The 22,668-nt window shown below is 53.9% G+C and carries 20 protein-coding genes; 15 read left to right on the top strand and 5 right to left on the bottom strand.

The window, feature by feature from the left end:
- Nucleotides 1-106: 106 nt before the first annotated feature.
- A complete protein-coding gene (locus SK34_RS04960; protein ID WP_048233765.1) occupies nucleotides 107-1,150 on the top strand; it encodes a DUF1176 domain-containing protein in 1,044 nt (347 codons plus the stop codon).
- On the opposite strand, the gene tkt is transcribed toward SK34_RS04960, so the two are convergent.
- Nucleotides 1,140-3,134, bottom strand: a complete 1,995-nt coding sequence (gene tkt, locus SK34_RS04955) for a transketolase (protein WP_048232500.1) — start codon at nucleotides 3,132-3,134, stop codon at nucleotides 1,140-1,142. The genes SK34_RS04960 and tkt overlap by 11 nt on opposite strands.
- 280 nt (nucleotides 3,135-3,414) lie before the next feature.
- Here tkt and maeB point away from each other — a divergent pair, with 280 nt between their 5' ends.
- Entirely contained in the window at nucleotides 3,415-5,694 is a 2,280-nt protein-coding gene (gene maeB, locus SK34_RS04950) for an NADP-dependent oxaloacetate-decarboxylating malate dehydrogenase (RefSeq protein ID WP_044714584.1), read from the top strand.
- Nucleotides 5,695-5,941: 247 nt separating this feature from the next.
- Here the strand turns inward: maeB and SK34_RS04945 are convergent, their stop codons facing one another.
- The 4 genes from SK34_RS04945 to SK34_RS04930 form a co-directional block, all read right to left on the bottom strand.
- Nucleotides 5,942-6,226, bottom strand: coding sequence for a type VI secretion system PAAR protein (locus SK34_RS04945; RefSeq protein ID WP_031605187.1), 285 nt, complete (start codon nucleotides 6,224-6,226; stop codon nucleotides 5,942-5,944).
- 37 nt (nucleotides 6,227-6,263) lie between these two features.
- Entirely contained in the window at nucleotides 6,264-7,223 is a 960-nt protein-coding gene (locus tag SK34_RS04940; RefSeq protein ID WP_231588743.1) for a transposase, read from the bottom strand.
- Nucleotides 7,224-7,292: 69 nt separating this feature from the next.
- The gene (locus SK34_RS04935) at nucleotides 7,293-8,120 is read right to left on the bottom strand and encodes a M35 family metalloendopeptidase (protein WP_231588742.1); all 828 of its coding nucleotides are present in this window, start codon (nucleotides 8,118-8,120) and stop codon (nucleotides 7,293-7,295) included.
- Nucleotides 8,121-8,209: 89 nt separating this feature from the next.
- The gene (locus tag SK34_RS04930; RefSeq protein WP_048232497.1) at nucleotides 8,210-10,633 is read right to left on the bottom strand and encodes a type VI secretion system Vgr family protein; all 2,424 of its coding nucleotides are present in this window, start codon (nucleotides 10,631-10,633) and stop codon (nucleotides 8,210-8,212) included.
- A 386-nt stretch (nucleotides 10,634-11,019) separates the two neighbouring features.
- Between SK34_RS04930 and eutS the strand changes: the two genes are divergently transcribed.
- The 13 genes from eutS to eutB all read left to right on the top strand — a co-directional run bounded on the left by eutS (nucleotide 11,020) and on the right by eutB (nucleotide 22,657).
- Complete coding sequence (eutS, locus tag SK34_RS04925) at nucleotides 11,020-11,355, top strand: ethanolamine utilization microcompartment protein EutS (RefSeq protein ID WP_003037995.1); 336 nt, start codon at nucleotides 11,020-11,022, stop codon at nucleotides 11,353-11,355.
- Between the two features lie 12 nt (nucleotides 11,356-11,367).
- Complete coding sequence (eutP, locus tag SK34_RS04920) at nucleotides 11,368-11,847, top strand: ethanolamine utilization acetate kinase EutP (protein ID WP_003838521.1); 480 nt, start codon at nucleotides 11,368-11,370, stop codon at nucleotides 11,845-11,847.
- Nucleotides 11,825-12,529, top strand: coding sequence for an ethanolamine utilization acetate kinase EutQ (eutQ, locus tag SK34_RS04915; RefSeq protein ID WP_048217282.1), 705 nt, complete (start codon nucleotides 11,825-11,827; stop codon nucleotides 12,527-12,529). The genes eutP and eutQ overlap by 23 nt, the downstream gene beginning before the upstream one ends.
- A gap of 9 nt (nucleotides 12,530-12,538) precedes the next feature.
- Nucleotides 12,539-13,342 (top strand): ethanolamine utilization cob(I)yrinic acid a,c-diamide adenosyltransferase EutT, encoded by an 804-nt coding sequence (gene eutT, locus SK34_RS04910; protein WP_003838524.1) that lies wholly within the window; start codon nucleotides 12,539-12,541, stop codon nucleotides 13,340-13,342.
- The gene (pta, locus tag SK34_RS04905; RefSeq protein WP_048232495.1) at nucleotides 13,339-14,355 is read left to right on the top strand and encodes a phosphate acetyltransferase; all 1,017 of its coding nucleotides are present in this window, start codon (nucleotides 13,339-13,341) and stop codon (nucleotides 14,353-14,355) included. The genes eutT and pta overlap by 4 nt, the downstream gene beginning before the upstream one ends.
- 37 nt (nucleotides 14,356-14,392) lie before the next feature.
- Nucleotides 14,393-14,686 carry an ethanolamine utilization microcompartment protein EutM gene (eutM, locus tag SK34_RS04900; protein ID WP_003835054.1) on the top strand — a complete coding sequence of 98 codons (294 nt, stop codon included), beginning with the start codon at nucleotides 14,393-14,395 and terminating at the stop codon, nucleotides 14,684-14,686.
- 114 nt (nucleotides 14,687-14,800) lie between these two features.
- Nucleotides 14,801-15,088: an ethanolamine utilization microcompartment protein EutN gene (eutN, locus tag SK34_RS04895; RefSeq protein WP_003038011.1), complete on the top strand. Its 288-nt coding sequence runs from the start codon at nucleotides 14,801-14,803 to the stop codon at nucleotides 15,086-15,088.
- 11 nt (nucleotides 15,089-15,099) lie between these two features.
- Complete coding sequence (locus tag SK34_RS04890) at nucleotides 15,100-16,503, top strand: aldehyde dehydrogenase family protein (protein ID WP_003038014.1); 1,404 nt, start codon at nucleotides 15,100-15,102, stop codon at nucleotides 16,501-16,503.
- Between the two features lie 12 nt (nucleotides 16,504-16,515).
- Nucleotides 16,516-17,355, top strand: coding sequence for an ethanolamine utilization protein EutJ (gene eutJ / locus SK34_RS04885; RefSeq protein ID WP_048232494.1), 840 nt, complete (start codon nucleotides 16,516-16,518; stop codon nucleotides 17,353-17,355).
- Nucleotides 17,345-18,532: an ethanolamine utilization ethanol dehydrogenase EutG gene (eutG, locus tag SK34_RS04880; RefSeq protein ID WP_048232493.1), complete on the top strand. Its 1,188-nt coding sequence runs from the start codon at nucleotides 17,345-17,347 to the stop codon at nucleotides 18,530-18,532. The genes eutJ and eutG overlap by 11 nt, the downstream gene beginning before the upstream one ends.
- Nucleotides 18,533-18,651: 119 nt before the next feature.
- Nucleotides 18,652-19,884: an ethanolamine utilization protein EutH gene (eutH, locus tag SK34_RS04875; RefSeq protein WP_003038023.1), complete on the top strand. Its 1,233-nt coding sequence runs from the start codon at nucleotides 18,652-18,654 to the stop codon at nucleotides 19,882-19,884.
- Nucleotides 19,881-21,284 (top strand): ethanolamine ammonia-lyase reactivating factor EutA, encoded by a 1,404-nt coding sequence (gene eutA / locus SK34_RS04870; RefSeq protein WP_003038026.1) that lies wholly within the window; start codon nucleotides 19,881-19,883, stop codon nucleotides 21,282-21,284. Before eutH ends, eutA begins: the two co-directional genes overlap by 4 nt.
- An 11-nt stretch (nucleotides 21,285-21,295) precedes the next feature.
- On the top strand, nucleotides 21,296-22,657 hold the full coding sequence (gene eutB / locus SK34_RS04865; protein WP_003038029.1) for an ethanolamine ammonia-lyase subunit alpha: 1,362 nt from the start codon (nucleotides 21,296-21,298) through the stop codon (nucleotides 22,655-22,657).
- Nucleotides 22,658-22,668: the final 11 nt, after the last annotated feature.

Genomic DNA, 22,668 nt, shown 5'->3' with positions numbered 1-22,668 from the left:
TCTTTACAAATTTACGGCCAATCCGACAATTCTTATTGAGCCATATCAGTCGCGCAAGGAAGATACCGCTTAGGCTGTGTGTTTTGACTTCGGGGTTGTACCGTCCATGCGCTATCGCGTTATTCTCCTTTTCCTGCTCGGGTTGCTACCAGCCCGATTGCTCTGGGCTGCGCCCGCGCAACAGGCGTTTTCTGACTGGCAGGTGACGTGTAATAACCAAAATTTTTGCGTGGCGCGCAATACCGGAGAGCACCACGGCCTGGTCATGACCTTGAGCCGCAGCGCCGGGGCACATACTGACGCCGTGTTGCGTATTGAGCTGGGCGGGCTGGAATCGTCCAACGTCAAAGAGAGAGATATTGCGCCGCGTCTGTTGTTGGATGGTGCGCCGCTCTCGCTGAGCGGCGAGCACTGGCGTATTAGCCCATGGCAACTGATGACCGATGATCCCGCCACCATTAGCGCATTTTTACAAACCGTACAGGACGCGAAGGCGATTACCCTGCAAAAAGGTGCGCAAAATCTTTCGCTGCTCGGGCTAAAAGCCGCATTGTTGTTTATCGATGCCCAGCAAAAACGGGTTGGCAGCGAAACCGCATGGATCGAAAAAGGTGACGAGCCTCCGCTCAGTGTACCTCCTGCTCCCGCGCTGAAAGGCGTAGCGGTCATTAACCCAACACCAACGCCTCTCACACAGCAAGAGCGCAGTGAACTGCTGGACTATGGTAACTGGCGAATCAACGGTATTCGTTGCTCTATCGATCCGCTGCGTCGCGAGATGCGCGTCACGGCCCTAACGGATGATAAAGCGCTGCTGATGATTGGCTGTGAGGCTGGAGCGTATAACACTATCGATCTGGCGTGGGTGGTTTCACGTACAACCCCGCTGACTTCACGCGCGGTACGGTTAAGCCTGCCTTTTAAAACGGATGCGGAAAGTCGCGATATGGAGCTGACCAACGCTACGTTTGACGAAAAGTCGCGGGAGCTGGTTACCCTCGCTAAAGGACGAGGGTTGGCAGATTGCGGTATTCAGACCCGCTGGCGCTACGATGGTCAGCGTTTTCGCCTGGTGCGCTATGCCCAGGAGCCAAGTTGTGATAACTGGCATGGGCCAGATGCCTGGCCCACACTGTGGATCACACGTTAAGCACCTTGTGTGCTTTGTCGACGATGTTATCTACCGTAAAGCCGAAGAACGGGAACAGTTTGTCTGCCGGAGCCGACTCCCCATAGCCCGTCATCCCAACAATCGCCCCTTTCAGCCCAACATACTTGTACCAGTAGTCGGCAATACCGGCTTCTACCGCCACGCGCGCGCTGACGTTTGCCGGCAGGACCGACTCCCGGTATGCCTCATCCTGGGCGTCGAAGATATCGGTTGAGGGCAGAGAAACTACCCGTACGTTACGGCCTTCGCCGGTCAGTTTTTCCGCCGCCAGCAGCGTGATTTCCATTTCTGAACCGGTAGCAATCAGGATAACATCCGGCTTACCGCCGCCGTCCTTCAGCACATAGCCGCCGCGGGCAATTTGCTGCACCTGCTCAGGCGTGCGCTCAACCTGCGCCAGATTCTGCCGCGAGAGGATCAGCGCCGTTGGCCCGTCATGGCGTTCGACCGCCAGCTTCCAGCCTACTGCCGCCTCAACCTGATCGCACGGTCGCCAGGTACTGAAATTCGGCGTCAGTCGCAGGCTGGCGAGTTGTTCGACGGCCTGGTGCGTGGGACCATCTTCCCCCAGGCCAATCGAGTCGTGGGTATAAACCATGATTTGTCGGGCTTTCATCAGCGCCGCCATGCGCGCGGCATTGCGGGCATATTCGACAAACATCAGGAACGTGGCAGTGTAAGGTACGAAGCCCCCGTGGTGCGCGATACCATTGGCAATGGCGGTCATGCCAAATTCCCGCACGCCGTAGTGGATGTAGTTTCCTGCATGATCCTCTTTAAGAGAGGAGGAGCCTTTCCAGATGGTCAGGTTGCTGGGTGCCAGATCCGCCGAGCCGCCGAGCAGTTCTGGCAGTATCGGCCCATAGGCGTTCAGGGTATTTTGCGAAGCTTTACGGGTGGCTATTTTGGCTGGGTTGGCTTGCAGGTCGGTAATATATTTCTGGATTGTTGCTTCCCACTCCTTAGGCAGTCCGCCGCTCATCCGGCGAGTAAACTCTGCCGCCAGTTCCGGGTAGGCTTGTTCGTAAGCTGCGAATTTCTCCTTCCAGCCCTGTTGCGCTTTTTCGCCTTTCTCGCGTGCGTCCCACGCCCGGTAAATCTCTTTGGGGATTTCAAAAGCAGGATGATGCCACCCCAGTTTCTGCCGGGTCAGCGCCACCTCTTCTTCGCCCAGCGCAGCGCCGTGCGCTTCCTCTTTCCCGGCTTTATTCGGTGAGCCAAAACCAATCACCGTGCGGCAGATAATCAGCGACGGTTTATCAGTAACAGCCTGCGCTTCCTGAATGGCTTTTTTCACCGCCTCAGGGTCATGACCGTCAATGTCGTGCACTACATGCCAGTGGTAAGCCTCAAAGCGTTTTGCAGTATCGTCGGTAAACCAGCCGTCGGTTTCGCCATCAATTGAGATGCCGTTGTGATCGTAGAAGCCGATGAGTTTGCCAAGCCCCAGCGTGCCCGCCAGCGAACAAGCCTCGTGTGAAATACCCTCCATCAGACAGCCGTCGCCCATAAAGACCCAGGTAAAGTGGTTAACAATCTCATGGTCCGGCTGGTTAAACTGCGCTGCCAGCGTGCGTTCGGCAATGGCCATGCCGACGGCGTTGGCTAAACCCTGGCCCAGCGGTCCGGTGGTGGTTTCCACGCCCGGCGTGTAGCCAATTTCCGGGTGACCTGGCGTCTTTGAATGGAGCTGACGGAAGTTCTTTAATTCTTCGATCGGCAGGTCGTAACCGGAAAGATGCAATAGGCTGTAAAGCAGCATTGAGGCGTGGCCGTTGGACAGAATAAACCGGTCACGATCGTACCAGGTGGGATCGGTCGGGTTATGGCGTAGAAAATCGTTCCACAGCACTTCGGCGATATCGGCCATCCCCATTGGTGCTCCTGGGTGGCCGGAGTTAGCTTTTTGGACGGCATCCATACTCAGCGCACGAATGGCATTGGCAAGCTCTTTACGGGTCATAGGAAATACTCCTTGAAAAGTAAAGTGTTAGATGCGTGTTGTGATTCACACTTTTGGGAAAATTGCGGGCGTTGTCAGCAAAAAGCATAGCAGACAAGCATGGTATTGCTGGATTAAGCAGGTAACATGGCTGTTATAAATTGATAACAAATTCTTTCTTTGAATGGTGAGAGTTTGGGGACCTTCAAAGTTTGTGCCGTTGACTGAGGTGATAATGTGCGGCTCAGTAGAATGGTTACCCGCGCCACTTTTTTGATAGATACGTGAAAGGAACAACAAGATGGATGACCAGTTAAAACAAAGCGCCCTCGATTTCCACGAATTTCCGGTACCCGGTAAAATCCAGGTTTCTCCGACCAAGCCTCTGGCAACGCAGCGCGACCTGGCGCTGGCCTACTCGCCGGGCGTGGCTGCACCGTGTCTTGAAATTGAAAAGGACCCGCTGGCAGCCTACAAATACACCGCGCGCGGCAACCTGGTTGCGGTTATTTCCAACGGTACGGCGGTGCTGGGCCTGGGCAATATTGGCGCACTGGCCGGCAAACCGGTGATGGAAGGTAAAGGCGTTCTGTTTAAGAAATTCGCCGGGATCGACGTGTTCGACATTGAAGTCGATGAACTCGATCCGGATAAATTTATCAATGTGGTTGCGGCCCTGGAACCCACGTTTGGCGGTATCAACCTCGAAGATATCAAAGCGCCGGAGTGCTTCTACATTGAGCAAAAACTGCGCGAACGCATGAATATTCCGGTCTTCCACGATGACCAGCACGGTACAGCAATCATCAGTACTGCCGCAATTCTGAACGGTCTGCGGGTGGTTGAGAAAAATATCTCCGACGTGCGCATGGTGGTGTCTGGCGCAGGCGCGGCGGCGATTGCCTGTATGAACCTGCTGGTAGCGCTGGGTATGCAGAAACACAATATTGTGGTCTGTGACTCCAAAGGCGTGATTTACAAAGACCGCGAACCGAACATGGCGGAAACCAAAGCGGCTTATGCGGTGGTGGATGACGGTAAGCGTACGCTGGATGATGTCATTGACGGCGCAGATATTTTCCTCGGTTGCTCCGGTCCGAAAGTGCTGACGCAGGAAATGGTTAAGAAGATGGCGCGTGCGCCAATGATTCTGGCACTCGCTAACCCGGAACCGGAAATCCTGCCGCCGTTGGCAAAAGAGGTGCGTTCCGACGCAATCATTTGTACTGGTCGTTCAGACTACCCGAACCAGGTTAACAACGTCCTGTGCTTCCCGTTCATCTTCCGCGGTGCGCTGGATGTCGGTGCAACGGCCATCAACGAAGAGATGAAACTGGCGGCGGTGCACGCCATTGCTGAGCTGGCGCATGCCGAGCAGAGTGAAGTGGTGGCCTCTGCTTATGGCGATCAGGACCTGAGCTTCGGCCCGGAATACATCATTCCGAAACCGTTCGACCCGCGTCTGATCGTCAAAATCGCCCCTGCTGTGGCGAAAGCGGCGATGGACTCTGGTGTGGCAACGCGTCCGATTACCGACTTTGACGCTTACATCGATAAGCTGACTGAATTCGTCTACAAAACCAACCTGTTCATGAAGCCGATTTTCTCCCTGGCACGTAAAGCGCCGAAGCGTGTGGTGCTGACGGAAGGGGAAGAAGCGCGCGTACTGCATGCTACCCAGGAATTGATCACTTTAGGTCTGGCGAAGCCGATCCTGATTGGTCGTCCGAGCGTTATTGAAATGCGTATCCAGAAACTGGGGCTGCAGATCAAAGCGGGCGTCGATTTTGAAATCGTCAACAACGAATCCGATCCACGCTTTAAAGAGTACTGGAGCGAGTACTACCAGATTATGAAGCGCCGTGGGATCACCCAGGAGCAGGCGCAGCGTGCGGTGATTGCCAACACTACGGTGATCGGTGCAATCATGGTGCAGCGTGGCGAAGCGGATGCGATGATCTGCGGTACGATTGGTGACTACCATGAGCACTTCAGCGTGGTGAAAGAGGTGTTTGGTCATCGTGACGGCGTGCATACTGCCGGGGCGATGAACGCCTTGCTGCTGCCAAGCGGTAACACTTTTATCGCCGATACTTACGTCAACGACGATCCTACGCCTGAGCAACTGGCGGAAATCGCCGTTATGGCGGCAGAGACTGTGCGTCGCTTTGGTATTGAACCGAAGGTGGCGTTGCTATCTCACTCCAACTTTGGTTCCTCTGACTGCCCGTCGGCCAGCAAAATGCGCGAAGCGCTGGAGCTGATTAAGGCGCGCGCGCCAGAGTTGATGATTGACGGCGAAATGCACGGCGACGCCGCGCTGGTGGAAAGTATCCGTAATGACCGCATGCCGGACAGTCCGTTGAAAGGCTCAGCGAATATTCTGGTGATGCCGAATATGGAAGCGGCCCGTATTAGTTACAACTTACTACGCGTTTCCAGTTCTGAAGGCGTAACGGTTGGCCCGGTGCTGATGGGGGTTGCGAAACCTGTTCATGTATTAACGCCGATCGCCTCTGTTCGTCGTATCGTTAATATGGTGGCGCTGGCGGTTGTAGAAGCACAGACTCAGCCGCTGTAATTATGTTGGTGTGAAGTATGAACCCTTACCCTGGCTTGAATGGGGTAAGGGGGAATTTCATTGATATCATTAAAATTATGTTTTATGATTTTTTATCATCTCTTTAGTTTATTGGTTTATCCTTTTCTTGTTTCGAATCTATCACTACGACCGTAAATTCTTCCTTGAAGTCACTTCCCGGACACTGAGTTCTCCACATCCAGCGTAAAACACAGACCATTTTGTGACATAACCTTGTCCTTGTATATCAGCCGATACTGACTGTGCCGCTGCCGATCACCACGCCGCCACAGTCAATTGCATCACCGGTTCTGGCGGCAGGCAGGCCGTCAATAAACACAGTGCCTGAACCACTGGCTATTTTTCGGGGGTGAGGTGGGTGTTTCGGTTTATCGTGAGGCGTCAGTGGGTCACTCATACGGGCAGCAGGCAATCCATCAATAAATACCGTGGGTGAACCCGCTGTAATGACAGTTTCGTGATAACCATCGTGCTGGGTACCTTTATCGTTAAGTCGGGCTGCTGTGGGCATATTGAACTCCTCATTGTTCATTTAGTGATAATCATGTTCATTTCTTCATGATTATTTTTTTATGACCTTTTAGCTTGTTTTCCGTAAATTGATAGTAAGAAGTATTCTTATTAGCATCAATAAGTATTGATACCTGATTGGTTCTAATTTCAAAATAGTAATCACTACTATTACCATTAAAGCCAAAGTTATTAAGAACGCGTCTCAAATTATTTTTATCGACCTCATGCCGGGGGCACAGAAACCTCCGTTTTAATACCAATGGGTAATCAGTTTTCATCGAACATGATGAGCGCCAATTAAATATAGAAAACATTTTATTGTACATGTTTTTTTCAGAAAACCATTCCTTTGTAATTGTAGGGTATTCAAGAGAGCCGATTTGATATTGATGTTTTCCTGGAAGGAATTCATACGCTCGATTTAGTGGTATAGTATATGAAAAACTCTCACCCGATTCAATCTCTAACCACCAATCTTGTATATCATTACCAAAATCACAAGAATGACCTAAATAGTCCAATTTAACATTGTCTGTTGTGATTAAAAATGAAGAGCCGCATATTACACCAAAAAAAGTGTCCCGCGCAGTGCTGGGTATACCCGATTTATAAATAAAATAGCTTTTATTACTTTTATTATTAAATGTAATATTGGCTATTACGTTATTTTTTTCTTGCCTCACTGCAAGAAAAACATCTATTGCATATTTTTTTTCTCGCCACTTACTTTCTTTTTCGCTAATTCTATAATAAGGATAGAGGTCAGCGATAGTAGAATTCGGTTGTTTCCGAATAAGATTCTCAAATGCTGAAGACTCACTCAGTGGATAAACTACTGGTTCAGCAGTAGATGCTTTTTTGCCCCAATAGATCTTTCCGTATCCATATTTTATGAGTGATACTCCTGTAGCATTGGCACCGGCTATTGACAGATTGAGGAGGCATAAAAAGAGAAGCATCCTCCCCCCTCTATTTATTTGTAATTTCGCACTCATTGTCATTTAACTCAAAATATAATTCAAAATTATAAGCATTTTTAAAAACATCAGGACTATGACTTTCTTTTAAATCTTTTCTATATTTAATATATATATATTTTCTCCGTCTTCACTTATTGCGTGTTTATAGTCCCCATCATTTGGCAAATCATCAGTACCTACTCCACCCCATGGCCCTCTGGATTCTTTTTTGTTTTTTTCACTAGCCCATATTTCATCTTTGTTCTCAACTCTATAAAAATGGCTTATTTCATGGCAGAGCGTACTCGCTTTAGAATCAGCCCCCATTAGTTTTTTTGAATAAAAATTATATCCTATATTTATTTCAAGCTGTTCCTTATATTTATCTGGTGGGCATATACATGTAGCATCCCTCTTTACGAACGCCGAATACTCATTAGTAAAGGTGCGATTAACAAAATTGCCATATTTATAAACTCTTTTGTCAGGTACAGATCCTAGTTCGTTACTGCAGGGATCAACTTGAGATACTTCAACAGGATTGGGATCCACATGCAATTGTTCCATAATATAACACATTCTATCAACTGACTTTTTCATAAATTCGTACACGGACGTTTTTTCCACCTCTGGTCGGTGGTAAGTGTCAGTGTTTTCCATATCACAAATATAATATGTATGTTCAATCTCCTTATCACCTCTCACTCCCATTATTTGCTCAAATTCAGCCTGTTCAGTCTTCCCCCACGTAGCCAGATCCTTTTGTCTTTTTTTTAAAACCCGCAATGCGCATGCCAGAGAATCCGTCATCATCGTCACGAATTTATTAGTTACCATAACCGTTTGACCAAATTTCTTAACGTATTTTTTTGCAGATATAGTTTCAGCTTTTGTGCATGCTCTTTGCACTGAATTTTCTTGTGCATCTTCCATTTTTATACCTAATTTATAACAAATTGCACATTAAAATAACATTCAAATCATAATGAGTGCGTGTTACCTTTCGCTTCTGAACTTAATATTCATTCATATACACCACCTTCAATCATATTAATACTCTGATGCAATAATCTGACCTTAATTTTCTGTTCAGTATCAGTGGTAAATATTTCTGTATAGCCTTTCTTATCTGTTTCACCCCGTGTCTGTGTACCGTTCTCAAAAAATGCGATATAGCGTGTCTCTGAATAAGGTATCCCGTCGTCGTCCGTAAAATGAAGCTGAAGGTAATGTTTTTCGATGTTATCTTGATCGTCTTTTTCATCATCTGGGCCATCCTCACTCCCAGTCCCGCTACCTTCTTTATCATCCGTGTCATCATCTTCATCCGCCAGCGCTTTCAGCACGCTTGGTTGCTGAGTTCTCGCCGGTGTTCCCGGATTTCCTCCGCCGTTCAGGTTGATTTTCGGCCCCATAATGTCCACGCCACCCGGATGGATGACCACAAATGAACCGCCCACCTTCAGGCTTATCCGGCTGCTGCTTTCCAGCACAATATCGCTCTGAACCTTTATTCCCAGCGCGCCGCTTATCTTCTGCGCCAGGTCTCCCTTCACCTCCTGGCTCTTCATCCCTTTCACCAGGCTGATATGGTCACCGGTGGTGGTCTGCTCCTGTTTTCCCTTCACCGACATCTTCCGGTCATTGCCCACAACCAGCGTCTCGTCATTCCCCACCTGCTCACGCCGGTCGTGCATCACTTCTGTCTTCCGGTCGTTTTTTACGGTCACCGTGTCATCATGACCCACCGTCACCTGACGGTCATTCCCCGTCGTGTTGCGCTGGTCATGCGCGACCGTGACTGTCCGGTCGTGTCCGGATGCGTTTTCTTTCCCTACGGTCACCGTCTGGCCCAGTCCCACAGTGATGCTCTGGTTATTGCCGATGGTCTCCGTATGGTCCACCTTCACATCAGTGGTTCGGTTGTTCAGTACCTCCGTATCCATGTTCTTCTGCGCGTGGATATAGACCTGCTCATTGCCCGTGGCGTCATCGAATTTCAGTTCGTTAAATCCGCCGCCTTTGTAGGTCTTCGAGCGGATGGTCATCTGCGTTTTCGTGCCCGGCAGGGTGCCCGGCGAGCGGTTGTCCTGGTGGTAGGTGCGGCCCATAATAATGGGCTGGTCCGGGTCGCCGTTCAGGAAATCCACTATCACTTCCTGACCCACGCGCGGAATGGCGAGGTTGCCAAATCCGGCACCGGCCCACGCCTGGGACACCCGCACCCAGCAGGAGCTGTCTTCGTTTCCCGGGCAGTAGCGGTCCCAGTGAAAACGCACCCGCACCCGGCCATGCTCGTCGCAGAAAATTTCCTCGCCTGCCGGCCCGGTGACAATGGCGCTCTGCGGGCCGTCCACGGCGGGTTTGGGCAGCGGGGAGGCACGCCATGTCCGGTCAGCCGGGATGACGTCCAGGTGGTTACTGAGTGTGGTGCCTTCACCGGAGCTACCGTGCTGCGCCTGTGGCTGCTTTCCTTCCAGTACAGAGCCGGTGACCTGCCATTCGCGGTTCAGCGTCTCTGACGGGTGACCGGTCAGGGTAAAACGTTTGCCGGGCCACAGTTTCGGGGAGTTGCTCACGCAGGCTGCCGTTTCAGCATCCTGCCGGTGGCCCTCCGCCTGGTAGCGGGCAAAGTCCTGACCATGCTGTACGTCTTTGAAGCGTCCCGGATAATCAAAGATTTCATACTGGGTGCGCTGGCCGTTGAGGTTTTTGGCGTGGTGGCTGAAATAACCGGGCCATCCGGGCGTTTTGAAGGTGTAATCCTGGTTTTCAACTGAGGAAGGGCGAATCTGTGCCCGGTAGCGGAACGCACTGATGCATTCCGTTGTGACTTCCCGGGCGTTCGGGTTAAAGGGCATGTCGCCGAGTGTGGAGACCCCGGCGATGTCATCGCAGAGCACCAGTTTCTGGTCGGGACCGGTCGGGTGGAACCAGTCAAAGAAGAAAATACCCTCTTCGGCCCACAGGCGCGTCAGAAAGGTGAGGTCAGTTTCGCCGTACTGCACGCAGAATTCGCGGGCGGGATGGGGCTCATAAAAGGAAGGCACCCAGTCAGTAATGCCGTTTTCAGTAAGCAGGGTGGTGGCAATGGCCTGGATATCCTGCTGCTGAAAGATGCGGAAGTTCTGGCGCAGTCCGGCGCGCCAGAGCGGGGGCGAAATCGTCAGCTGGTAATTCATCTGCCAGTGGTTGTTCTCCCTGAGCTCCACGCCGGTGATGATGCCGTGAAGATAACGCAGCGCAACAGCCCCCTGCCAGACAGTGAGGGTGGTGCTTTTCTCGAGAAAATCTGTGGCGGTGAGGTCAGGCAGGTCGCTGGCGATATCGACACTGAGTGTAAAGGGGGTGGAGAGATTCTGGCAGAGGGTGAAGCTGACGACGGCGGTATCCGTCGCCAGTAACCCGTCCACGTCGAGCGTAAAGCGCAGTCCCTGCTGTGACATGAGTTTATCTCCATGATATATCATCCGAAAGTCACCATACGCCAGTAAAGTCAGCACAGGTAGAACCGAAAGGTTGTTTGGGTGAGATTCAGAAAACGTTTAGGTCTGGAGATAAAAAACTATCATCAGTTTGTCGCTACTCGCGGCGGAAGCAACCTTTTACACAATCTATGATAGATGTTTTGATTAAAGTTATTTAAAAGCTAATGATTCCATTTAAAGCAAATGAACTTCTTTGATTTCTACATAAAATCCATGCGCTTCACTTTTTATTCCCCCTTCTCTTAGTGATCTACTTCACCTTTTAAACCTGGTTGCCGAATTTTGTTATTTACTCTGACAAAAAATTGCCACGATAAGGGCAGTTTTAGCGGAGGCGGTGAGCAATGGAAAAAGAACGCATTATTCAGGAATTTGTGCCGGGGAAACAGGTCACGCTGGCGCATCTCATTGCGCACCCCGGCGAGGAATTAGCGAAAAAGATCGGCGTTCCCGAAGCGGGCGCTATCGGCATCATGACGCTGACGCCAGGCGAAACCGCGATGATTGCCGGTGACTTAGCCATGAAGGCGGCGGATGTACATATCGGTTTTCTCGATAGATTCAGCGGCGCACTGGTGATCTACGGCTCGGTAGGCGCAGTAGAAGAAGCGTTATTACAGACGGTAAGCGGTCTGGGTCGATTATTAAATTTCACTTTGTGCAACCTGACAAAAAGTTAATCAGAGGCGGCGATGAAACGTATTGCGTTTGTCGGTACGGTGGGGGCGGGGAAAACAACGCTCTTTAATGCACTACAGGGGAATTATTCCCTCGCCAGAAAAACACAGGCCGTGGAGTTTAATGAAAATGGCGATATCGATACGCCAGGGGAATATTTTAGCCATCCGCGCTGGTACCACGCCTTAATTACCACGCTGCAGGATGTCGATACGTTGATTTATATACACGCGGCAAATGATAAAGAAAGTCGCTTACCTGCCGGACTGTTGGATATCGGTGCCAGTAAACGACAAATCGCCGTTATCAGTAAAACGGACATGCCGGATGCCGACGTCGCCGCAACGCGACAACTACTTCGCGGGATGGGGTTTCAGGAGCCGATTTTTGAGCTCAATAGCCATGACCCGCGCAGTGTGCAGCACCTGGTGGATTATCTGACTGAGCTCAGCCAAAAGGAGGAAAGGGCAGGTGAAAAAACTTATCACAGCTAACGATATTCGTGCGGCCCACGCACGCGGCGAACAGGAAATGTCGGTTGTTCTGCGCGCCAGCATCATCACCCCGGAGGCGCGCGAAGTGGCGGAGCTGCTGGGCGTTACCATCAGTGAATGCGATGAATCCGCACCAACTGCCGCCGCTGCTGCACCGTCTGCGGTGGATGATGGCAAAACGGAAAGCCAGCGCATTCGTGAAACCATCATTGCGCAATTGCCAGAAGGGCAATTTACCGAAAGCCTGGTCGCGCAGCTGATGGACAAAGTCATGAAGGAAAAGCAGTCGCTGGAGCAGGGCGGAATGCAGCCGAGCTTTAACTCGGTGACCGGCAAAGGCGGTGTGAAAGTCATCGACGGCAGCAGCGTGAAGTTTGGTCGTTTTGACGGCGCGCAGCCGCACTGCGTGGGCTTAACCGATCTGGTGACCGACCAGGACGGTAGCAGCATGGCCGCCGGGTTTATGCAGTGGGATAACGCCTTTTTCCCATGGACGCTGAACTACGACGAAATCGACATGATTCTGGAAGGAGAGCTGCATGTTCGCCACGAAGGCGAAACCATGATTGCAAAAGCCGGGGACGTGATGTTTATCCCGAAAGGCTCCAGCATCGAATTTGGTACGCCATCGACGGTGAAGTTTCTGTATGTGGCCTGGCCTGCGAACTGGCAGTCCTGCTAAGGCGGATGTATGAAGGATTTCATTACCGAAGCATGGCTCAGAGCGAATCATACGCTCAGCGAAGGGGCTGAAATTCATCTCCCCGCTGACGCTCGCCTGACGCCGTCTGCCCGGGAATTACTGGAAAGCCGACATCTGCGCATTAAGTTTATTGACGAGCAGGGCAGCCTGTTTATTGATGACGAAGAACAGCAGCCGCAGCCGGTGCATGGGTTAACCAGCAGTGATACGCATCCACAGGCCAGCTGCGAACTGTGCCATCAACCGGTGGCGAAGAAACCGGACACCCTGACGCATCTGACGGCGGACAAGATGGTCGCCAAAAGTGACCCTCGGCTGGGATTTCGCGCCGCGCTGGACAGCACCATCGCCCTGGCCGTGTGGTTGCAGATTGAGATGGCAGAACCGTGGCAGCCGTGGCTGGCGGATATCCGCTCGCGCCTGGGCAATATTATGCGCGCAGACGCCATGGATGAGCCGCTGGCAGCACAAGCTGTCGTGGGTTTAAGTGACGAAGATTTACACCGTCTTTCGCATCAACCGCTGCGCTATCTGGACCACGACCATCTGGTGCCTGAAGCCAGCCATGGACGTGATTGCGCGCTGCTTAATCTGCTGCGTACCAAAGTCCGTGAAACGGAGACGGTGGCGGCCCAGGTATTCATCACTCGCAGTTTTGAGGTTATACGACCGGACATTATGCAGGCGCTCAACCGCCTTTCCAGTACGGTCTACGTGATGATGATTCTGAGTGTTGCAAAGCATCCGCTGACGGTTAGTCAAATTCAACAGAGACTGGGGGAGAAGCAATGATCATTGAACGTGCTCGTCAACTCGCCCAACGCTCACCTGCACGAGTAGTGTTCCCGGATGCGCTGGATGTCCGGGTGCTGAAGGCGGCGAATTACCTGCATCAGCACGGTCTGGCACGCCCCATTCTCGTCGCCAGCCCGTTTGCGCTACGCCAGTTTGCGCTCAGCCATCGCGTAGCCATGGATGGTATTCAGGTTATTGATCCACAAAGCAATGTACAGATGCGTGAAGAGTTTGCCCTGCGCTGGCTGGCGCGTGCGGGTGAAAAAACGCCGCCGGATGCGCGGGAGAAGCTCAACGATCCGCTGATGTTTGCCGCCGCGATGGTCAGTGCCGGTAAAGCCGATGTGTGTATTGCGGGCAACCTGTCATCAACGGCAAACGTGCTGCGTGCAGGATTGCGCATTATTGGGTTACAGCCTGGTTGCAAAACGCTGTCGTCAATTTTTCTGATGCTGCCGCAGTATCTCGGGCCGTCATTAGGATTTGCAGACTGTAGCGTTGTGCCGCAGCCCACCGCTGCACAGCTGGCGGATATCGCCATCGCCAGCGCTGAAACCTGGAAGGCGATCACAGGTGAAGAGCCGCGCGTGGCCATGCTGTCGTTTTCAAGTAATGGCAGTGCTCGCCATCCTAACGTCGCTAACGTGCAGCAGGCGACCGAGATCGTTCGTGAGCGTGCCCCGCAGCTTATCGTGGACGGTGAACTGCAATTTGATGCCGCCTTTGTTCCGGATGTCGCTGCGCAAAAAGCGCCAGCAAGTCCGTTAAAGGGCAATGCCAATGTGATGGTCTTCCCATCGCTGGAGGCGGGCAATATTGGCTACAAAATCGCTCAGCGTCTGGGAGGGTATCGCGCAGTAGGGCCATTGATTCAGGGGCTTGCCGCACCGCTTCATGATCTCTCTCGTGGCTGTAGCGTACAGGAAATTATCGAACTGGCGTTGGTGGCAGCAGTGCCGCGCCAGACTGACATGAGTCGTGAAAACGCCTCGCACACACTGGTTGTATAAGGTCCCGTTCAGGACCCCTTAATGAGAGGAAAACACAATGGAAGCATTAGGAATGATTGAAACCCGGGGCCTGGTTGCACTGATTGAGGCTTCTGACGCAATGGTTAAAGCGGCACGCGTGAAACTGGTTGGCGTGAAGCAGATCGGTGGCGGTCTGGTCACTGCCATGGTCCGTGGCGACGTAGCGGCATGTAAAGCTGCAACGGACGCAGGTGCTGCGGCAGCACAGCGTATTGGCGAGCTGGTTTCAGTGCACGTGATCCCGCGTCCGCACGGCGATCTGGAAGAAGTGTTCCCGATCAGCTTTAAAGGCGACAGCAACGACATGTAAGTCGTCCATGTGACGCCACAGACTTCATTGCTGGCGTCACCCTCTCTCCTTTTCACATTACCTTCTGCGGAGGGTAGGGGGAGGTTTTACCTGAAATATGCCACGGAGGCGCGTATGAAACTGGCAATCGTTACAGGACAAATTGTTTGTACCGTACGCCATCAGGGGCTCGCGCACGACAAGTTGCTGATGGTGGAAATGATTGACGCCCAGGGAAATCCCGACGGGCAATGTGCTGTTGCTATCGACAGCATCGGGGCGGGAACCGGAGAGTGGGTGCTGCTGGTCAGCGGAAGCTCCGCCCGTCAGGCGCACCGGAATGAATCATCGCCTGTCGATCTGTGCGTGATTGGCATTGTCGATGAAGTGGTGGCAGGTGGTCAGGTGATCTTCCATAAATAAGGCAGAAAATCATGAATCAACAGGATATTGAACAGGTCGTGAAAGCGGTACTGCTGAAAATGAAAGACAGCAGCCAACCCGTCAGTGCCGTTCAAGAAATGGGCGTTTTTGCCTCCCTGGATGACGCAGTGGCGGCAGCAAAACTGGCCCAGCAGGGGCTGAAAAGCGTCGCCATGCGCCAACTGGCTATCACGGCGCTACGTGAGGCGGGCGAAAAGCACGCCAGAGAATTAGCGGAACTTGCCGTCACTGAAACCGGCATGGGACGCGTCGAAGATAAATTTGCCAAAAACGTGGCGCAGGCGCGCGGCACGCCGGGTGTGGAATGCCTGTCTCCACAGGTTCTGACCGGCGATAACGGTCTGACGCTGATTGAAAACGCGCCGTGGGGCGTGGTGGCCTCGGTAACCCCATCCACCAACCCGGCCGCGACCGTTATTAACAACGCCATCAGCCTGATTGCCGCTGGAAACAGCGTGGTTTTCGCACCGCATCCGGCGGCGAAAAAAGTCTCTCAGCGCGCTATCACTCTGCTTAACCAGGCGGTAGTTGCCGCAGGCGGTCCGGCAAACCTGTTGGTGACAGTTGCCAACCCAGATATCGAGACTGCCCAACGTCTGTTCAAGTACCCAGGTATCGGCCTGCTGGTGGTGACCGGTGGTGAAGCCGTAGTAGATGCCGCGCGTAAGCACACCAACAAACGTTTGATTGCCGCTGGCGCAGGTAATCCGCCGGTGGTGGTTGATGAAACGGCTGACCTGGCACGCGCGGCGCAGTCGGTAGTTAAAGGTGCATCGTTTGACAACAACATCATCTGCGCTGACGAAAAAGTGCTGATCGTGGTCGATAGCGTCGCTGATGAACTGATGCGTCTGATGGAAAGCCAGCATGCGGTGAAACTCACCACGGCCCAGGCCGAACAGCTGCAGCCGGTGCTGCTGAAAAATATCGATGAGCGCGGTAAAGGCACGGTCAGTCGTGACTGGGTAGGTCGTGACGCAGGCAAAATCGCTGCGGCGATTGGTCTGAACGTACCGGAGCAAACCCGTCTGTTATTCGTCGAAACCTCCGCGACGCATCCGTTTGCCGTCACCGAACTGATGATGCCGGTTCTACCGGTCGTGCGGGTCGCTAACGTCGATGAAGCCATTGAACTGGCGGTCAAGCTTGAAGGCGGTTGCCACCATACGGCGGCGATGCACTCGCGCAATATCGACAACATGAACCGTATGGCAAACGCCATTGATACCAGCATCTTCGTTAAGAACGGACCGTGCATTGCCGGTCTTGGACTGGGCGGTGAAGGCTGGACCACGATGACCATTACCACACCAACCGGGGAAGGGGTGACCAGTGCGCGTACGTTTGTGCGTCTGCGTCGCTGTGTGTTGGTAGACGCCTTCAGAATTGTATAAGGAGTAAATGAGATGGCGCACGACGAACAACGTTGGTTGACACCCAGACTGCTAAAAGCGGCAACGCTATGTAACCAGACGCCCACTAAGAGCGATTCACCGCTGTGGTTGGGCATTGATTTGGGAACGTGTGATGTGGTGTCGATGGTTGTGGACAGTGACGGACAGCCGGTCGCGGTTTGCCTGGACTGGGCCGATGTCGTGCGCGATGGCATCGTCTGGGATTTCTTTGGTGCGGTGACCATCGTTCGTCGCCATCTCGATACGCTCGAACAACAGTTGGGTTGCTGCTTTACCCATGCGGCAACCTCATTTCCACCGGGAACTGACCCTCGCATCTCTATTAACGTGCTGGAGTCTGCCGGGCTTGAAGTGAGCCATGTGCTCGACGAACCGACAGCGGTGGCGGAGCTGTTGCAGCTCGATAACGCCGGCGTGGTGGATATTGGTGGTGGCACTACCGGGATTGCGATCGTTAAACAAGGCAAGGTGACCTACTCCGCTGATGAAGCAACCGGTGGGCATCATATCTCTCTGACGCTGGCCGGGAACCGTCGTATCCAGTTAGAAGAAGCCGAGCAGTACAAGCGTAGCAACGGCAAAGAAATCTGGCCGGTGGTGAAGCCTGTCTACGAAAAAATGGCGGAAATCGTGGCTCATCATATTGCGGGTCAGGGCGTTACCGATTTATGGCTGGCCGGTGGTTCCTGCATGCAGCCGGGCGTTGATGAGCTGTTCCGTAAGCGTTTCCCGGAACTGCAGGTGCATTTACCCCAGCACAGCCTGTTTATGACCCCGCTGGCGATTGCCAACAGCGGAAAAGAAAAAGCGGAAGGAATCTATGCAAGCTGAATTGCAGACCGCGCTCTTTCAGGCATTCGATACCCTGAATCTGCAACGCGTAAAAACGTTTAGCGTTCCACCGGTCACCCTTTGTGGGCTGGGAGCGCTCAGTACCTGCGGACAGGAAGCACAAACGCGCGGATTGACGCATATGTTCGTCATGGTGGACAGCTTCCTGCATCAGGCGGGGATGACCGCCGCACTGGAGCGCAGTCTGGCGATGAAAGGCGTGGCGATGACGCTGTGGCCATGTCCGGTGGGCGAACCGTGCATTACAGACGTCTGCGCGGCGGTCGCGCAATTGCGTGAATCGAAGTGCGATGGCGTTGTGGCCTTTGGTGGTGGCTCCGTACTGGATGCCGCCAAGGCAGTGGCGTTGCTGGTGACCAACCCCACTCAGACGCTGGCAGGCATGGACGAGCGCAGCGCGTTACGCCCACGTCTGCCGCTGATTGCCGTACCGACTACCGCCGGAACGGGCTCAGAAACCACCAACGTCACGGTGATAATCGACGCCGCGACTGGACTCAAAAAAGTGCTCGCCCACGCGACCCTGATGCCGGATGTGGCGATCCTGGACGCTGCATTGACGGAAGGAGTGCCTGCACATGTAACGGCGATGACCGGGATTGATGCACTGACGCACGCCGTTGAAGCGTATAGCGCGCTGAACGCGACGCCGTTTACCGACAGTCTGGCGATTGGCGCGATTGCGATGATAGGTAAATCGCTGCCGAAGGCCGTCGGCTACGGTCAGGATCTGGCGGCGCGCGAAAGCATGCTGCTGGCTTCCTGTATGGCCGGGATGGCGTTTTCCAGCGCAGGGCTGGGCCTGTGCCATGCGATGGCGCACCAGCCGGGAGCGACGTTGCATATCCCACACGGACAGGCTAACGCCATGCTGCTTCCTACGGTAATGGGGTTCAACCGCATGGTGTGTCGTGAGCGCTTCAGCCATATCGGACGCGCGTTAACCAACAAGAAATCGGACGATCGTGATGCTACCAACGCGGTCAGCGAGTTGATTAGCGAAGTGGGCCAGACCAAACGGCTCTCAGACGTTGGAGCAAAACCCGAGCATTACAGCGCATGGGCACACGCCGCGCTGGAGGATATTTGTATTCGCAGTAACCCACGCACCGCCACGCAGGAACAGATTATCGACCTGTACGCGGCTGCCGGGTAATGCCTGTAGGCCGGATAAGGTGCTCGCACCACCATCCGGCAATAACACGGCGTTAATGCCGGAGGCGACGTAAACGTCTTATCCGGCCTACAAATCACAAATGACAGGGAGTAGGGGCTATGGGAATTAACGAAATCATCATGTACATCATGATGTTCTTTATGCTGATTGCCGCCGTGGACAGGATCCTGTCGCAGTTCGGCGGTTCGGCGCGCTTCCTCGGTAAGTTCGGTAAGAGCATTGAGGGATCGGGCGGTCAGTTTGAAGAAGGCTTTATGGCAATGGGCGCGCTGGGCCTGGCGATGGTCGGTATGACCGCGCTGGCGCCGGTACTGGCGCATGTGCTCGGGCCGGTAATTATTCCGCTGTATGAAATGCTGGGCGCGAACCCGTCGATGTTTGCCGGAACGCTGCTGGCGTGCGATATGGGCGGCTTCTTCCTGGCGAAAGAACTGGCGGGCGGCGACGTGGCGGCATGGTTGTACTCTGGCCTGATTCTCGGCGCGATGATGGGGCCGACGCTGGTGTTCTCCATTCCGGTTGCGCTAGGAATTATTGAACCGTCTGACCGTCGTTATCTGGCGCTGGGCGTGCTGGCCGGTATTGTCACCATTCCGATTGGCTGTATTGCGGGTGGTCTGGTCGCGATGTACTCCGGCGTGGAAATCAACGGTCAGCCGGTGGAGTTCACCTTTGCGTTGATCCTGATGAACATGATCCCGGTGCTGATCGTAGCCGTGCTGGTGGCGCTGGGACTGAAATTCATCCCGGAAAAAATGATCAACGGCTTCCAGATCTTCGCCAAGTTCCTGGTAGCGCTGATCACCCTCGGTCTGGCTGCGGCAGTCATCAAGTTCCTGCTCGGCTGGGAGCTGATCCCAGGTCTTGATCCTATTTTCATGGCGCCAGGCGACAAGCCGGGTGAAGTGATGCGCGCCATCGAAGTTATCGGTTCTATCTCCTGTGTGCTGCTGGGTGCCTACCCGATGGTGCTGCTGCTGACCCGCTGGTTTGAAAAACCGCTGATGAGCGTCGGCAACCTGTTAAAAGTCAATAACATTGCGGCTGCGGGTATGGTGGCAACGCTTGCCAATAACATCCCAATGTTCGGCATGATGAAAAACATGGATACCCGCGGCAAAGTGATCAACTGCGCCTTTGCGGTTTCCGCGGCCTTCGCTCTGGGTGACCACTTAGGTTTCGCCGCTGCCAACATGAACGCCATGATCTTCCCGATGATTGTCGGCAAGCTGATCGGCGGCGTGACGGCGATTGGCGTGGCTATGCTGTTAGTACCGAAAGACGAAGATGTTCCGGCACCAGCAGAAACCAATCCGGAGGCGCAATCGTGAATACTCGCCAGCTACTCAGCGTCGGTATCGATATCGGCACCACCACCACTCAGGTGATCTTCTCGCGCCTTGAGCTGGTTAACCGTGCGGCAGTGTCGCAGGTGCCGCGCTACGAATTCATCAAACGCGAAATTAGCTGGCAAAGCCCGGTGTTCTTTACCCCCGTTGATAAGCAGGGCGGGTTGAAAGAGGCCGAACTGAAAGCACTGATCCTCGCCCAGTATCAGGCGGCGGGGATTGCGCCAGAGACCGTCGATTCCGGCGCGATCATCATTACCGGGGAAAGTGCCAAAACGCGCAACGCGCGCCCGGCGGTGATGGCGCTCTCCCAGTCGCTGGGGGATTTCGTGGTTGCCAGCGCCGGTCCGCATCTGGAATCGGTGATTGCCGGTCACGGTGCGGGGGCACAAACCCTTTCCGAGCAGAAGTTGTGCCGCGTACTGAATATCGACATCGGCGGCGGTACGTCGAACTACGTTCTGTTTGATGCTGGAAAAGTCAGCGGCTCGGCCTGTCTGAACGTCGGTGGACGGCTACTGGAAACGGACGGTCAGGGGCGCGTGGTGCATGCGCATCAGCCGGGACAAATGATTGTGGATGACGTATTTGGTCCAGGCACTGATGCCCGAACCCTCAATGCGGCGCAGCTTGTTCAGGTGGCCCGACGGATGGCGGCGCTGATTGTGGAGGTGATTGACGGCACGTTATCACCGCTGGCACAGGCGCTGATGCAAACCGCTCTGTTACCGGCGGGCGTGAAGCCGGAAGTGATTACGTTGTCCGGCGGGGTGGGCGAGTGCTACCGCAACCAACCTGCCGATCCGTTCTGTTTTTCCGACATTGGGCCGCTGTTAGCGACGGCGCTGCATGAACATCCGCGCCTGCGTGAGATGAACGTGCAGTTCCCGGCGCAAACCGTGCGCGCCACGGTGATTGGCGCCGGTGCGCATACGCTGTCGCTTTCGGGCAGCACTATCTGGCTGGAAGGTGTGGCGCTTCCGCTGCGCAATCTGCCGGTGGCGATTCCGGTTGATGAGGCTGATCTGGTGGCCGCCTGGCAACAGGCGCTAATGCAGCTCGATCTGGACCCGCAAACGGACGCCTACGTGTTGGCGCTGCCCGCTTCTCTGCCGGTGCGCTACGCCGCGCTGTTAACGGTGATTGATGCGTTGCTGGCCTTTGTCGCGCGCTATCCGAATCCGCATCCCCTGCTGGTGGTAGCCGAGCAGGATTTTGGTAAAGCCCTGGGCATGCTGTTACGCCCACAGTTACAGCAACACCCGCTGGCGGTCATCGATGAGGTGGTTGTCCGGGCGGGGGACTATATCGACATTGGTACGCCTCTTTTTGGCGGATCGGTTGTGCCGGTGACGGTGAAATCACTCGCATTTCCTTCCTGAGGGAACGACTTATGAAACTAAAGACCACATTGTTCGGCAATGTTTATCAGTTTAAGGATGTTAAAGAGGTGCTGGCAAAAGCCAACGAACTGCGTTCGGGGGATGTGCTGGCAGGTGTCGCTGCAACCAGTTCGCAGGAACGCGTGGCGGCCAAGCAGGTGCTGTCGGAAATGACGGTAGCGGATATCCGTAATAACCCGGTGATTTCCTATGAAGAGGACTGCGTGACGCGTCTGATTCAGGATGACGTCAACGAAACGGCCTATAACCGCATCAAAAACTGGAGTATCAGCGAGCTGCGCGAGTACGTGCTGAGCGATGAAACCTCTGTTGATGATATTGCGTTTACGCGTAAAGGGTTAACGTCGGAAGTGGTCGCTGCGGTAGCAAAAATCTGCTCTAACGCGGACCTGATCTACGGCGGTAAGAAAATGCCGGTGATCAAAAAGGCGAACACCACCATCGGTTTACCGGGCACCTTTAGCTGCCGTTTGCAGCCGAACGATACCCGTGACGATGTACAGAGTATTGCGGCGCAAATCTATGAAGGACTGTCCTTCGGAGCGGGCGATGCGGTGATCGGTGTCAACCCGGTCACAGATGACGTGGAAAACTTAAGCCGCGTGCTCGATACCGTGTATGGCGTTATCGACAAGTTCAATATTCCGACCCAGGGCTGCGTACTGGCGCACGTCACCACCCAGATTGAAGCAATTCGTCGCGGTGCGCCGGGCGGGCTGATTTTCCAAAGTATCTGCGGTAGCGAAAAAGGCTTAAAAGAGTTTGGCGTTGAGCTGGCCATGCTGGATGAAGCGCGTGCAGTGGGTGCTGAGTTCAACCGTATCGCCGGGGAAAACTGCCTGTACTTTGAAACCGGGCAAGGGTCTGCGCTCTCCGCTGGCGCTAACTTTGGTGCCGATCAGGTGACGATGGAAGCGCGTAACTACGGGCTGGCGCGTCACTACGATCCGTTCCTGGTGAACACCGTGGTGGGCTTTATCGGGCCGGAATATCTCTACAACGATCGTCAGATTATTCGCGCGGGCTTAGAAGATCACTTCATGGGCAAGCTGAGCGGCATCTCAATGGGCTGCGACTGCTGCTACACCAACCATGCTGATGCTGACCAGAACCTCAACGAAAACCTGATGATTCTGCTCGCCACCGCTGGCTGCAACTACATCATGGGCATGCCGCTCGGTGACGACATCATGCTCAACTACCAGACCACCGCCTTCCACGACACCGCGACCGTGCGCCAGTTGCTGAACCTGCGCCCGTCGCCGGAGTTTGAACGCTGGCTGGAAACCATGGGCATTATGGCAAACGGTCGCCTGACCAAACGGGCGGGCGATCCGTCACTGTTCTTCTGATGACGCGGGGA

Origin of the sequence: Citrobacter sp. MGH104, assembly GCF_001034485.1 — a bacterium.
GTDB lineage: Bacteria > Pseudomonadota > Gammaproteobacteria > Enterobacterales > Enterobacteriaceae > Citrobacter > Citrobacter freundii.
The sequence above is the reverse complement of the archived record's forward strand: the minus strand, read 5'-3'. Positions and strand labels throughout refer to the sequence as shown.

Excerpts from the sequence above, each read along its gene's own strand:
- SK34_RS04960 (WP_048233765.1), top strand. The coding sequence starts at position 107 with ATGCGCTATCGCGTTATTCTCCTTTTCCTGCTCGGGTTGCTACCAGCC.
- tkt (WP_048232500.1), bottom strand. The coding sequence starts at position 3,134 with ATGACCCGTAAAGAGCTTGCCAATGCCATTCGTGCGCTGAGTATGGAT.
- maeB (WP_044714584.1), top strand. The coding sequence starts at position 3,415 with ATGGATGACCAGTTAAAACAAAGCGCCCTCGATTTCCACGAATTTCCG.
- SK34_RS04945 (WP_031605187.1), bottom strand. The coding sequence starts at position 6,226 with ATGCCCACAGCAGCCCGACTTAACGATAAAGGTACCCAGCACGATGGT.
- SK34_RS04940 (WP_231588743.1), bottom strand. The coding sequence starts at position 7,223 with ATGAGTGCGAAATTACAAATAAATAGAGGGGGGAGGATGCTTCTCTTT.
- SK34_RS04935 (WP_231588742.1), bottom strand. The coding sequence starts at position 8,120 with ATGGAAGATGCACAAGAAAATTCAGTGCAAAGAGCATGCACAAAAGCT.
- SK34_RS04930 (WP_048232497.1), bottom strand. The coding sequence starts at position 10,633 with ATGTCACAGCAGGGACTGCGCTTTACGCTCGACGTGGACGGGTTACTG.
- eutS (WP_003037995.1), top strand. The coding sequence starts at position 11,020 with ATGGAAAAAGAACGCATTATTCAGGAATTTGTGCCGGGGAAACAGGTC.
- eutP (WP_003838521.1), top strand. The coding sequence starts at position 11,368 with ATGAAACGTATTGCGTTTGTCGGTACGGTGGGGGCGGGGAAAACAACG.
- eutT (WP_003838524.1), top strand. The coding sequence starts at position 12,539 with ATGAAGGATTTCATTACCGAAGCATGGCTCAGAGCGAATCATACGCTC.
- pta (WP_048232495.1), top strand. The coding sequence starts at position 13,339 with ATGATCATTGAACGTGCTCGTCAACTCGCCCAACGCTCACCTGCACGA.
- eutM (WP_003835054.1), top strand. The coding sequence starts at position 14,393 with ATGGAAGCATTAGGAATGATTGAAACCCGGGGCCTGGTTGCACTGATT.
- eutN (WP_003038011.1), top strand. The coding sequence starts at position 14,801 with ATGAAACTGGCAATCGTTACAGGACAAATTGTTTGTACCGTACGCCAT.
- SK34_RS04890 (WP_003038014.1), top strand. The coding sequence starts at position 15,100 with ATGAATCAACAGGATATTGAACAGGTCGTGAAAGCGGTACTGCTGAAA.
- eutJ (WP_048232494.1), top strand. The coding sequence starts at position 16,516 with ATGGCGCACGACGAACAACGTTGGTTGACACCCAGACTGCTAAAAGCG.
- eutG (WP_048232493.1), top strand. The coding sequence starts at position 17,345 with ATGCAAGCTGAATTGCAGACCGCGCTCTTTCAGGCATTCGATACCCTG.
- eutH (WP_003038023.1), top strand. The coding sequence starts at position 18,652 with ATGGGAATTAACGAAATCATCATGTACATCATGATGTTCTTTATGCTG.
- eutB (WP_003038029.1), top strand. The coding sequence starts at position 21,296 with ATGAAACTAAAGACCACATTGTTCGGCAATGTTTATCAGTTTAAGGAT.